10 protein-coding genes are annotated in these 12,496 nt (G+C 53.4%); 4 read left to right on the top strand and 6 right to left on the bottom strand.

Features of this window, described 5'->3' with window-relative positions; all coding sequences use genetic code 11:
• The first annotated feature begins 56 nt into the window (after window positions 1–56).
• Window positions 57–686 carry a hypothetical protein gene (locus ACJJIQ_RS23170; RefSeq protein WP_445360580.1) on the top strand — a complete coding sequence of 210 codons (630 nt, stop codon included), beginning with the start codon at window positions 57–59 and terminating at the stop codon, window positions 684–686.
• A 90-nt stretch (window positions 687–776) separates the two neighbouring features.
• On the opposite strand, the gene ACJJIQ_RS23165 is transcribed toward ACJJIQ_RS23170, so the two are convergent.
• Both ACJJIQ_RS23165 and galU read right to left on the bottom strand, forming a co-directional pair.
• Window positions 777–2,123: a phosphohexomutase domain-containing protein gene (locus tag ACJJIQ_RS23165; protein WP_445363129.1), complete on the bottom strand. Its 1,347-nt coding sequence runs from the start codon at window positions 2,121–2,123 to the stop codon at window positions 777–779.
• Complete coding sequence (galU, locus tag ACJJIQ_RS23160) at window positions 2,120–2,971, bottom strand: UTP--glucose-1-phosphate uridylyltransferase GalU (protein ID WP_445363128.1); 852 nt, start codon at window positions 2,969–2,971, stop codon at window positions 2,120–2,122. The genes ACJJIQ_RS23165 and galU overlap by 4 nt, the downstream gene beginning before the upstream one ends.
• A gap of 318 nt (window positions 2,972–3,289) precedes the next feature.
• Between galU and fabA the strand changes: the two genes are divergently transcribed.
• Window positions 3,290–3,814 carry a 3-hydroxyacyl-[acyl-carrier-protein] dehydratase FabA gene (gene fabA, locus ACJJIQ_RS23155; RefSeq protein WP_108731685.1) on the top strand — a complete coding sequence of 175 codons (525 nt, stop codon included), beginning with the start codon at window positions 3,290–3,292 and terminating at the stop codon, window positions 3,812–3,814.
• A gap of 67 nt (window positions 3,815–3,881) precedes the next feature.
• Window positions 3,882–5,105: a beta-ketoacyl-ACP synthase I gene (fabB, locus tag ACJJIQ_RS23150; protein WP_413664294.1), complete on the top strand. Its 1,224-nt coding sequence runs from the start codon at window positions 3,882–3,884 to the stop codon at window positions 5,103–5,105.
• A gap of 59 nt (window positions 5,106–5,164) precedes the next feature.
• On the opposite strand, the gene ACJJIQ_RS23145 is transcribed toward fabB, so the two are convergent.
• The 4 genes from ACJJIQ_RS23145 to ACJJIQ_RS23130 all read right to left on the bottom strand — a co-directional run bounded on the left by ACJJIQ_RS23145 (window position 5,165) and on the right by ACJJIQ_RS23130 (window position 9,473).
• Complete coding sequence (locus ACJJIQ_RS23145; RefSeq protein ID WP_445363127.1) at window positions 5,165–6,013, bottom strand: sugar nucleotide-binding protein; 849 nt, start codon at window positions 6,011–6,013, stop codon at window positions 5,165–5,167.
• Window positions 6,014–6,028: 15 nt separating this feature from the next.
• Complete coding sequence (gene ssb / locus ACJJIQ_RS23140) at window positions 6,029–6,652, bottom strand: single-stranded DNA-binding protein (protein WP_282934376.1); 624 nt, start codon at window positions 6,650–6,652, stop codon at window positions 6,029–6,031.
• A 172-nt stretch (window positions 6,653–6,824) separates the two neighbouring features.
• Window positions 6,825–7,976, bottom strand: coding sequence for an MFS transporter (locus ACJJIQ_RS23135; protein WP_444934820.1), 1,152 nt, complete (start codon window positions 7,974–7,976; stop codon window positions 6,825–6,827).
• Between the two features lie 90 nt (window positions 7,977–8,066).
• Window positions 8,067–9,473 carry a mannose-1-phosphate guanylyltransferase/mannose-6-phosphate isomerase gene (locus ACJJIQ_RS23130; protein ID WP_445363126.1) on the bottom strand — a complete coding sequence of 469 codons (1,407 nt, stop codon included), beginning with the start codon at window positions 9,471–9,473 and terminating at the stop codon, window positions 8,067–8,069.
• Window positions 9,474–9,632: 159 nt separating this feature from the next.
• On the opposite strand from ACJJIQ_RS23130, the gene uvrA reads away from it, so the two are divergent.
• A complete protein-coding gene (gene uvrA / locus ACJJIQ_RS23125; RefSeq protein WP_444918924.1) occupies window positions 9,633–12,458 on the top strand; it encodes an excinuclease ABC subunit UvrA in 2,826 nt (941 codons plus the stop codon).
• Window positions 12,459–12,496 lie beyond the last annotated feature (38 nt).

The following is a 12,496-nucleotide window of genomic DNA, read 5'->3' as shown; positions in this document are numbered from 1 at the left end:
ATTCCTCAGGGGCAAAAATAACGAGAAGAATATAATTGGTATGGAGAGATCAGCACATGAGAAGCTCTACTGCGCTTTATCAGCTTAGAAATTACCCGGAAATGTTCTTAAAAAATAACCTGGTGAGGATTACCGGTACAAAAGATACTGGAGTCATGGATTATCAATTCGGGACCTACACCATGGGCATGGGCGCACCTGGTATCGATAGCCCCAATGAAATTTTTGCTTTCCACCGCCAAGGGGTCTTTATCGAAGATCCGCAAACAATCAAGGTCCACCATATTCGTATGATCGATTGGGATGAAGACCTTGCCCTAGATCGCCTTGAACCCTACCAAATGCGCAGCGGTGCCGACATTATGATTACCGGGCAACTCAGTGACTGCTGTTTCTGTATTGGCGGGCGCAATGCGAATATGCCGGCCGTTGCTCATGTTCGCCCAAGGAAAAAGCAGGGACTCAATGGCAAGGCCACACACAACGAAATTATCAACCGGGGAAAGTTCAGGTTTTTAGGTAACGTCACAAAATCCCTTGGGCGCTCAACGCTAAAGCCCCACCATCACATCTACACAGACTACGCCTATGTTATTGGAGTACGGGTTAAGAACCAGTGGCAAATCTTCGCTCAACACGTAAAGACCCCCAAAGGCCCCATCCAAGCTGTCACCCGACTCTTATAATTTCTTCCATAAAACCAGATAAATAACTTTTAGCACCCCAAACCAAAAAGCCCCGCAGTTGCGGGGCTTTTTAATATTAAAAAACGAGTATTAACCGATAAGCTTAAGCAGCTCCTCTGTTTTCTCCCGCATTAACTCCTCACTTCCTCGGGATTCAACATTCAAGCGAACAACCGGTTCAGTATTTGACATACGCAAATTAAAACGCCACTCGGGGTAAGCGATACTCAACCCATCCACGTGCTCAACGCTGTCAGCTGCAGGTCCATACTTTTCCTCTGCCGCCTTTAACAGTGCTGCAGCATCCTGAACCTTAGAGTTGATCTCTCCCGAACAGGGGAAAGCAGCCATGCGCTCACCAACAAGCTGTGACAGCGATTTACCACTGCGACTTACCAACTCAGCAACCAATAACCATGGAATCATACCGCTATCGCAGTAGGCAAAATCCCGGAAATAATGATGCGCACTCATTTCACCGCCATAAATGGCATCTTCCTTGCGCATGCGCTCTTTAATAAAGGCATGACCGGTTTTACTCTGTACCGGCTCTCCACCAGCAGCGCGGACAATATCCTCGGTATTCCAGAGCAGGCGTGGATCATGAACAACTTTGGCACCGTTGTTTTTTGCCAGGAAAGCTTCTGCCAGCAAGCCAACAACATAGTAACCTTCAATAAAATCACCACTTTCATCGAAGAAAAAGCAGCGATCAAAATCACCATCCCAGGCTATACCAAAATCAGCACCGCTTGCCCGCACTGCCTCGGCAGTAGAATTGCGGTTTTCTGGCAAAATTGGGTTGGGAATACCGTTGGGAAAGTTGCCGTCGGGCTCGTGGTGAACTCGCACAAACTCAAATGGCAGGTGTGGAGCCAGCACATCAACAACCTCCCCCGCACCACCATTACCGGCATTAACTACCAATTTTAATGGTTTCAATGCAGTATTATCGATATACCCCAATAAGTGCTGCACAAAATCAGCGCGGTGTTCAAAGCGCTGCAAAGTGCCTCTTTGCTCAACCGGAGCAAAGTTGTTTTCTTCTGCCAAGCGCTTGATATCCAGTAGACCGGTATCACCACTGATTGGACTACTGCCTGCACGTACAAACTTCATGCCGTTGTAGTCCATAGGATTGTGACTAGCAGTAACACAAATACCGCCGTCAAAGTCCCCGTGGAAATTGGCAAAGTAGACCTCTTCTGTACCGCACTCGCCGATATGGAAAACATCGGCACCCGCATCTCGCAATCCATTGACCAGCGCATCTGTCAGCTCGCCACTGGTAAGCCGAATATCATGCCCAACAACTACTCGACGGGCATTCAGGAACTGGGCAAAGGCACGCCCCACTCGATATGCAACATCGGTATTAAGTTCATCGGGTACACGGCCGCGAAGGTCATAAGCCTTAAAGCAAGTCAGCTCACTCACTTAGCCTTCTCCTTAGCAGCCTGCTCTGGCAAATAGACATTTTCGTAAACGTGGTTGGTTGCATCGATAAAGCCCTCTACAGAACCACAGTCGTATCGGCGGCCCTTAAAGGCATAGGCCAATACACAGCCCTGTTGAGCCTGCGCCATCAACGCATCGGTAATTTGAACCTCACCATTTTTGCCTGGCGGAGTGTCACGGATAAGGTCAAAGATATCTGGTGTTAGGATATATCGACCAATAATCGCCATATTACTAGGCGCATCTTCAGCTGCGGGCTTCTCGACCATGTCAGTGACTTGATACAATCCAGGCTTAATTTCGTTGCCAGCAATGACACCAAACTTATGGATCTGATCTTTCGGCACTTCTTCCACAGCAACAATACTGCAGCGGAACTGCTTATACAGCTGAACCATTTGCCCTAACACCCCCATGTCTTTATTCAGACACAGGTCATCGGCCAAAACAACGGCAAAGGGTTCGTCACCAACCAGGCGATGCCCTTGCAAAATGGCATCACCCAAGCCTCTCATTTCACCCTGACGCGTATATGAAAAGCTCGCCCTGTCGATTACTTTACGCACTGAGTCGAGATAACTTTCTTTACCGGTACCGGCGATCTGGTGCTCTAGTTCAAAGTTGGTATCAAAGTGATCCTCAATTGCACGCTTGCCACGCCCTGTGACGAAACCGATCTCAGTTAAACCTGCCTCTATAGCCTCCTCAACTCCGTACTGCACCAGAGGTTTGTTCACCAACGGCAGCATTTCTTTCGGCATTGCCTTAGTGGCAGGAAGAAAACGAGTGCCGTAACCGGCTACAGGAAATAGGCATTTCTTGAGCATTCTGCTCCCCCAATCAATTTAAAACAGCGCACCCCCGGCGCAGGGCAGGCAACTTATCATAGCCTCGCGATGCGAGCACTTACACTCGATAACATTAAACTCAGCCCGAAATATGAATTTCCCGAGGATAAACACCAAAACTATACGAATATGCTCAGGACTTAATGCGCTTCGCAGGTGATATTTGTGAAGACAATTCTCACGCCAGTCACAAAAACCGCCTTGACCGACTGGACAAGCGACACAGACCCCTTAGAATGCCCGCTCTTGCAAAAGTGTCCAATCTCAATTGCATAACCACCCACTAACGGGGAAATGATGAGTAATTTTGTACAAAAAAGTGAGTATACCAGAGAGGAGCTCCTGACCTGCTCCCGTGGCGAGATGTTCGGCCCAGGCAACGCCCAGTTGCCGGCTCCCAATATGTTGATGCTCGATCGTATCACCCATATATCCAAGGAAGGTGGTGCTTTCGGCAAGGGAGAGCTGATCGCTGAGCTCGACATTCACCCCGACTTATGGTTCTTCGACTGCCATTTTCCCGGCGATCCCGTAATGCCCGGCTGCCTCGGCCTGGATGCTATGTGGCAATTATTGGGTTATTTCCTGGCCTGGAAAGGCAACCCCGGCCGCGGCCGCGCTCTGGGCTGTGGGGAAGTTAAATTTACAGGCCAAATTCTCCCCACCAGCAAGAAGGTGACTTACCATATTCAGATGAGCCGGATTGTTGAGCGCAGGCTTGTTATGGGTATTGGCGACGGCAGTGTCTCTGTGGATGGAAGAGAAATTTACACAGCAAAGGATCTTCGCGTAGGCTTATTTACCCGTACGGACAATTTTTAAACTCGTTTAAGACTAATACCGGTAGAAACCATCAGTCCTCTGCCGACAAGCTATGCTGGAGATCACTATGCGTCGGGTCGTCATTACCGGAATGGGTATCACTTCCTGTATCGGTACCAACACTAAAGAAGTCACCGAGTCACTGAAAACTGGTCGAAGCGGCATCCGCTTTCAAGAAGAGTATAAGGAGCTCGGCCTGCGCAGCCATGTGGCTGGGCCTGTGGACATCGATTTCAAAGAGCATATCGATCGCAAGCAACTTCGCTTTATGGGCGACGCTGCAGCCTATGCGTACATTGCCATGCGTGAGGCAATCGAGATGTCGGGCCTGCAGGAGGAGCAGATATCTAATCCGCGCACGGGTATTGTGATGGGCTCTGGCGGCACATCCACTCAGCAGATTATTGATGCTGCACATACTCTGAAGGAAAAAGGTGTTCGCCGTGTGGGCGCCTACCGCGTGCCCCAGGTAATGAACAGCACCGTTTCCGCATGCTTAGCCACTCCCTTCAAGATCAAAGGGGTGAACTACAGTATTTCTTCCGCTTGTGCTACTAGTGCCCACTGTATAGGAAACGGAGCTGAGCTTATCCAGATGGGTAAGCAGGATGTAGTGTTTGCTGGCGGTGGTGAGGAACTTGCCTGGAGTTTGACTCACTTGTTTGACGCTATGGGCGCCCTCTCAAGCAAATATAACGATACTCCGACAAAAGCATCACGCCCCTACGATGCCGATCGCGATGGCTTTGTGATCGCCGGTGGTGGTGGCTGTCTGGTGCTCGAAGAAATGGAACACGCCGTGGCTCGCGGTGCGACCATCTATGCGGAGCTGACCGGTTACGGCGCAACTTCCGATGGTTACGATATGGTTGCCCCAAGCGGTGAAGGCGCCACCCGCTGCATGCAGCAGGCTCTGGCCGGAATGGACGGCAAAGGCCTGCAGGGTAGCGTGGATTATATCAATACCCACGGCACCTCTACGCCTGTAGGCGATGTCGCCGAATTGAAGGCCATGCGCGAAGTCTTCGGGGATACCGTTCCGGCATTCGCCTCTACCAAATCTCTGACAGGCCACTCTCTGGGAGCTGCAGGAGTTCAGGAGGCCATTTACAGCCTGCTGATGATGCAGAATAACTTTATTGCTGCGTCAGCCAATGTAGAGAACCTCGACCCCGCTGCGGAAGGCATGGACCTTGTCCGCCAGCTGCGTGAGACTGAAGTCAAACGGGCTATGTCCAATAGCTTTGGCTTTGGCGGAACTAATGCCTGCCTGATTTTCGATAAAATCTAATCGAAATAAAAAGGGCGCCTCGCGGCGCCCTTTTTATTGACTGCGCAACAGAAACCAAACTATTCCGGAGTCGCGTGCAGGCGCTCCAACCACAGCTCAACCTGGCGTGTCAGTCCCTGTCTCCAGCTCCGCTGCTGAACACCAAAGACATCCCGCAGCTTGCCACATGAAAGTACTATGCTACGATCTCGCTTCTCAGCCTCATCCCCTAATGAAGTAAATTGCGCAAAGCGCTCTTCATCGTAAAAAGCCTGGGCGCGCTCGACCACCTCCAGGGCAAACTCCATCGCTGTGCAGCTATCAGAACTACCGTAGTGATAAACGCCTCCTGCCTTGGCCCCGCTAGCGAGCTGCTGGGCAACCGCCACTGCGACACGAGCCATATCCACCACTGTTACTGGGTTGCCGCTGTTCCTTCCATCTAGGGCTAAAGGCTCCCCAGACACAAAGTTGCGTAAAATACGCCCTAACAAGGCATCTTGACCACTATCCACCATCCAGCCAAAACGCAAAATCGTCAGGTTTTGCAGCCCATTAAAGGCATCTTCGCAAGCCAGCCATTCGCGTCCACTCGGGGACTGCGGTTCTGCGGGCTCATCCTCGTCATAGCGGCGGCGCTCACCACCAGAAAAAACTTGGTAGGATGAGAGGTGAATAATATGTTCACAGGGTGCAGCACAAAGCCGCTTACTCACCAGCAGTGACTCCGGCATGCCTCGATTGTCGGCACAGGCGGAGGCATTAATCACAATTGAGCCCGGTCTCAATTGATCGATTTCCCCGGGGGTCAACTGCTGTATGCGAAAGCCTGCGCGCTGCAGTCTTTTTTGCAGCGCGCCATCAATCTCATTACCAGCTGTGATAATGGCGACGGTATCCGGCATATAACCTGTATTCAATTCAGACACTGGTAAATCCAGTTCTTAGAACGGGATATCGTCATCAAAGCTATTATCGAAACCACCGGCAGGACCCTGGTTCGGCTGTTGCTGGGGCTGCTGGTTAGCTGGTGCCATCGGTGAGGGAGCGGTACGCCCCTGCCCGTATGCCTCCTGGCCGCCCTGCTGCTGGTAGCCACCCTGGAAACCGCCGCCCTGTTGGTCAAAACCGCTGGAACCACCCATCGGCTGGCCGCCACCCATTTGGCCACCTGCGGCTGCGCCCATTCCAGCGCCACCCATACCCTGACCAAAGCCGCCCTGCTCACCGCGACCGTCCAGCATCTGCATTTCGCTGGCAACGATTTCAGTGGTGTAGCGGTCCTGGCCGGAATTCTTATCCTGCCACTTACGGGTGCGTAGAGAGCCCTCTACATAAACTTTGGCCCCCTTGCGCAGGTACTCACCGGCGATCTCAGCCAGGCGGTTAAAAAATACTACGCGATGCCACTCAGTGCGCTCCTGCTGCTGGCCAGTCTGCTTGTCTTTCCAGCTCTCACTGGTAGCCAGGCTGATGTTGGTAACAGCACCGCCACTCGGCATATATTTGGTTTCCGGGTCATTCCCCAGATTACCGATCAGAATTACTTTATTAATACCCCTGGCCATGGCCCTCTCCTCTCGTCAACCCGGGCTCCACCCGGGGCAATAAACTATTTAAACAATCAATTAATCTATCAAGTGTTATGAAATACCGTCAGTGCTGCATTGCACCATCGGTAAATATTGTATTTTTATCCAGTAGGATACAATAGCGGCTCAGTGTTAGTAAGCGCTACCTTCACGCTCTCTCGCGCAAACCCCACCACAGCAACATCCATAGCAGCAGCACCGCCAAGCCCAGAGCAGCAACTGCGGAAGCGCCCCCCAGACCGAACAGCAGGCCACCCAGGCTACCGCCGACAAAGGTGCCGAAGAACTGTAAAGTCGCATAGAGCCCCGTAGCTGCACCTCTCGCTTCCGCCGGAGCCTTCCTGGTTAGCTGCGCTGGCAACAGGGCTTCAAGCAGGTTGAAACCGGTGAAGAACACTGCCAGCAAGACTACCAGCACCCAGGTGCTTGCAGACAACAAGGCCGCACTGCCACCGATCAAAGCTAAACAAGCAAAATTAAGCGCAAAAGGCACCCGATCACTTTTCTCTGCCGCCCTCATCATTGGCAACATCACCAGGAAGGTGCCGAGCATTAGTGGCCCATACAGTTTCCAGTGTTCGCTCGCCGGCCAATCCAATCTATCGACTAGCACTAATGGCAAGGCGACGAACAATGCCGTGAGCAACAAGTGGGAGAAAAAGGCCCCAGAAACCAAGCGCCAAACAAGACCGCTTTTAACTACCGTACGAAAACCACTGCCATAAACGGCCGGCCGCCTAGCCGCCTCTGGCGTCGGCACCAGGCGCCAAACCAACAGTCCACCCAGCAGTGCTAATCCAGCAGTGACCCAGAAAATTGCTGGCAAGCCGCCCACACCGGCCAGCGCCGGCCCCAGGATCACCGCCAGCATAAATGCGACGCCAATAGACGCTCCGATAATCGCCATCGCAATACCGCGCTTTTCATCGCGGGTTAAGTCAGCAACCAGCGCCATCACAGCAGCGGCAATAGCACCACAACCTTGCAGTACCCGCCCTACAATAAGGCCATAAACCGAATCCGTCAGCGCAGCGATGACACTGCCCAGGGCAAAAAGTGCAAGGCCGGTATAAATAACCGGCTTGCGCCCCCAGCGATCGGACAGGAGCCCAAGAGGAATTTGGAGTATCGCCTGACTCAGGCCATAGGCACCCATTGCCAGCCCCAGCAGCATGGGCGTGCTATCGCGATAGCCCTCGCCGTACACAGTGAGAACCGGCAAGACCATAAACAGGCCCAGCATACGAAAGACATACAGGGAAGCCAGCCCACCCAGGGCGCGGCGCTCAATGGAATTCATGCAAATCCCGGAACAGCATCAAATAGGGCGCGCATTGTACAGTGAGCCGCCTCCCGGCTGTAGGGGAAACAGCACAACTTTTATCCACAACTAGTTACGACCGTACTCATCATCGAGGCGGACAATGTCATCCTCCCCAAGATAACTGCCGGATTGCACCTCAATCAGCTCCAAGGGAATCGTACCGGGGTTCTCCAAACGGTGGACCACCCCCAGGGGGATATAAGTCGATTGGTTCTCGGTGATCAGGACCTCTTCTTCACCCCGGGTAACCTTCGCAGTACCCTGCACCACAACCCAGTGTTCAGCGCGGTGGTGATGCATCTGCAGGGATAGCTGCTGGCCCGGCTTCACCACAATACGCTTCACCTGAAAGCGTGGACCCGCATCAATCGAGTCGTAGTAGCCCCAGGGCCTATATACTTTGCGGTGCCTTTGGGCCTCACTGCGGCCAGTGCTCTTGAGGTTACTGACCAGTTTTTTGACTTCCTGGACCCGCTGCCGGTCTGCGATCAGAAGCGCGTCGTCAGTATCGACAACCACCAGGTCGGATACACCGAGAAGGCTGACCAAGCGGCTCTCACCACGCACCAGGCAGCGCTGGGAGTCTTCTAGCAACACATCACCCTGAAGCAAATTGTCATTGGCATCGCGCTTTGCCAACTCCCACAGCCCCTGCCAGGAGCCCACATCGCTCCAACCCGCATCCATTGGTACAACTGCAGCGGATTCAGTCGGCTCCATCACTGCATAATCTACAGACTCATCTGCGCAGGCTGCAAAGGCCTCTCTATCCACCCGGGTAAAATCCAGGTCTCTAGCAGCACTCTGATAGGCACTGCGGCAGGCTGCGAGAATATCTGCACGGTAACGCTCCAACTCCTCCAGATAGCGGGAGGCGCGGAACAGGAACATGCCACTGTTCCAGGAGTATTCCCCGGATACCAGGTAAGATTCAGCGGTTTCAGTGTCCGGCTTTTCGACGAACTCCGCCACTTTCCAAGCAGTTTCCGCCAATTTATCCCCGCGCCGAATGTAGCCGTAGCCGGTCTCCGCCCGGGTCGGCACAATGCCAAAAGTGACCAGGTGTCCCTGCTCTGCCAAAGCTCGAGCCGACTCTACAGACTCTTGAAAGTTTGCCTCGTCGGAAACGGCGTGGTCTGCCGGTAATACCAGCAGCAAAGGGTCAGCTCCTGACTCCAGTGCTGCCAGGGCAGCCAGGGCAATAGCCGGTGCAGTATTGCGCGCGCAGGGCTCCAGCAAGATGGACTGAGCACCGTGGCCGATTTCCTGCAATTGCTCGGCAGCGGCAAAACGATGCTCTTCATTGCATACCAGGATCGGCGCCTGTAATGGCTCAATGCCCTCCAGGCGCCTTACGGTTGCCTGTAACATCGTTTCACCACCGATAAGGGGTAAGAACTGTTTGGGGTAGGCCTCGCGCGAGAGTGGCCACAGGCGCGAGCCAGTGCCACCACAGAGAATCACAGGAATCATCGAATGCTATCTGCCTGAATGTCGGGTATTGCGAAAGACAATTTTCGCACATCAGGTGGCGAGTTTATACTTGACTGTTTTTCCGGCACCGCAGTTGTGATCGCCCCGCGCGGAGCAAGTCCGAGGCCCGGCCCAGTATTAGCAGCATATAGGTAGAGCGTGGACACGATTTATGTAAGGGGTGCTCGCACCCACAACCTGAAGAATATCGATCTGGACATTCCCCGCGATAAACTGATCGTTATCACCGGCCTGTCCGGTTCCGGCAAATCTTCCCTGGCCTTTGACACCCTCTACGCAGAGGGGCAGCGCCGCTACGTGGAATCACTCTCCACCTACGCCCGTCAATTCCTGTCGATGATGGAAAAGCCGGATGTGGATACCGTCGAGGGGCTATCACCGGCTATTTCAATCGAGCAGAAGTCCACCTCACACAACCCCCGCTCCACTGTGGGCACCATCACAGAGATCTATGACTACCTGCGGCTGCTATTTGCCCGGGTTGGAGAACCCCGCTGCCCCGAGCACGACGAACCCCTGCAAGCCCAGACAATCAGCCAGATGGTGGATCAGGTACTGGCTTTACCGGAAGGCAGCAAGATTATGTTGCTGGCGCCGGTAGTTCGCGATCGAAAGGGTGAGCACCAGCACGTATTTGAACAATTGCGCCGGGACGGATTTGTGCGGGCACGGATCGACGGGGTTATCTGCGACCTGGACGACACCCCCAAGCTGGATAAGCGCCGCAAGCACACCATTGAGGTGGTGGTAGACCGCTTTAAGGTGCGTGAGGACCTGCAACTGCGTTTGGCGGAGTCCTTCGAAACTGCCCTGAATCTCACCGACGGTATCGCCTCCATCAGTTTTATGGATGGAGACCAGGAAGATCGCCTCTTCTCTGCCCGCCACGCCTGCCCCGTCTGTGATTACTCACTGGATGAGCTGGAACCGCGTCTGTTCTCCTTCAACAACCCCGCGGGTGCCTGCCCCAGCTGTGACGGCCTGGGCGTCAAACAGTTCTTCGATGAAGACAAGGTAATTATCGATTCGGAAAGCAGTATTTCCGAGGGCGCCATTCGCGGTTGGGACAGACGCAACATTTACTATTACCACATGCTCGACTCCCTCGCCGAGCACTACGGTTTCGATCTGGATAAGCCCTGGAAAAAATTACGCAAAGCCCACCGCAAGGTTATCCTGCAGGGCAGTGGCGACGAAGAGATAGACTTCAGCTACGTCAATGATCGCGGCGATGTCACCGTGCGCCAGCACACCTTCGAGGGCATTATCCCCAACTTCCAACGCCGCTATCGGGATACCGAGTCCCAATCGGTACGGGAGGAGTTAGCCAAGTATCTGAGTACCCAAAAGTGCCCAGAGTGCCACGGTACCCGCCTGCGCCGCGAGGCCCGTCATGTCTTTGTGGATAACCGCACCCTGGCGCAAATTACTGAGCTGCCTGTAGGCGATGCGTTCGAGTATTTCGACCATGAGCTGGCTTTTAAAGGCGCTCAGAAAGAGATTGCCGATAAGATTCTCAAAGAGCTCCGCGATCGATTCCGCTTCCTCGTCGATGTCGGCCTGAATTACCTGACCCTAAACCGCAGTGCAGAAACCCTCTCCGGCGGCGAAGCGCAGCGCATTCGCCTCGCCAGCCAGATCGGCGCCGGCCTCGTGGGCGTAATGTATATTCTCGACGAGCCCTCTATCGGCCTACACCAGCGAGACAACGAGCGTCTGCTCAACACCCTCACCCACCTGCGCGATATCGGCAACACGGTTATTGTGGTGGAGCACGATGAGGATGCCATTCGCAGTGCCGACTTTATTGTCGATATTGGCCCCGGTGCCGGTGTCCATGGTGGAGAAGTCGTGGCAGCGGGTACAGCCGATAAAATTGCCAAATGCAAAAAATCCCTAACCGGTCAGTACCTCTCCGGCAAAAAGAAAATTGCCGTACCGGAAGAACGCTACGTACCCGACTCGGACTATTTGTTGCGCCTCGAAGGGGCCAGTGGAAATAATTTACAGGACGTCGATCTGGAGATCCCAGTAGGATTATTTACCTGTGTAACCGGTGTATCGGGCTCTGGTAAGTCCACCCTGATTAATACAACACTCTATCCACTTGCCGCCACTGCACTTAACAAAGCAACAACTCTTAAGGCCTCTCCCTATAAAGAAGTACACGGTCTGGAGCACTTCGACAAATGCGTGGATATTGATCAGAGTCCTATCGGGCGCACTCCTCGCTCAAACCCAGCAACTTATACCGGTATTTTTACCCCAATTCGCGACTTGTTTGCCGGCACCCAGGAAGCCCGCTCAAGAGGCTATAAACCTGGACGCTTCAGCTTTAACGTCAAGGGTGGGCGCTGCGAGGCCTGCCAGGGCGACGGGGTGATTAAGGTAGAAATGCACTTTTTGCCGGATGTCTATGTACCCTGTGATACCTGCCACGGCAAGCGCTACAACCGCGAGACCCTGGAGGTACACTACAAGGGCAAGAATATCCACGAAGTATTAGAAATGACCGTGGAAGATGCACGGGAATTCTTTGACCCTGTGCCCGCAATCGCGAAGAAGTTGCAAACCCTAATGGATGTCGGCCTCTCATATATCAAGCTGGGCCAGGCTGCCACCACTCTCTCAGGTGGTGAAGCCCAACGGGTAAAACTCTCCCGCGAGCTATCCAAACGAGACACTGGGCAAACCCTGTACATCCTCGACGAACCGACTACCGGCCTGCACTTTGCCGATATCCAATTACTGCTGGATGTTCTGCATCGCCTACGCGATCACGGCAATACCATCGTAGTGATCGAACACAACCTGGACGTGATCAAAACTGCAGACTGGATTGTAGACCTTGGCCCGGAGGGTGGCTCTGGCGGCGGGCAAATTATTGCCACCGGGACACCTGAGGATGTTGCGGAAATGGACATTTCCCATACCGGACGTTTTCTAAAAACCATGCTGAACTGATTGAACAAGAAAGGATGCTGAACTATCAATCGGCATCC

This window comes from Microbulbifer maximicatervae (SeqCode), from assembly GCF_052468295.1.
The sequence above is the reverse complement of the archived record's forward strand: the minus strand, read 5'-3'. Positions and strand labels throughout refer to the sequence as shown.

Coding starts and splice junctions, on each gene's coding strand:
- ssb (WP_282934376.1), bottom strand. CDS start 6,652: ATGGCCAGGGGTATTAATAAAGTAATTCTGATCGGTAATCTGGGGAAT.
- ACJJIQ_RS23130 (WP_445363126.1), bottom strand. CDS start 9,473: ATGATTCCTGTGATTCTCTGTGGTGGCACTGGCTCGCGCCTGTGGCCA.
- fabB (WP_413664294.1), top strand. CDS start 3,882: ATGCGTCGGGTCGTCATTACCGGAATGGGTATCACTTCCTGTATCGGT.
- fabA (WP_108731685.1), top strand. CDS start 3,290: ATGAGTAATTTTGTACAAAAAAGTGAGTATACCAGAGAGGAGCTCCTG.
- ACJJIQ_RS23135 (WP_444934820.1), bottom strand. CDS start 7,976: ATGAATTCCATTGAGCGCCGCGCCCTGGGTGGGCTGGCTTCCCTGTAT.
- galU (WP_445363128.1), bottom strand. CDS start 2,971: ATGCTCAAGAAATGCCTATTTCCTGTAGCCGGTTACGGCACTCGTTTT.
- ACJJIQ_RS23170 (WP_445360580.1), top strand. CDS start 57: ATGAGAAGCTCTACTGCGCTTTATCAGCTTAGAAATTACCCGGAAATG.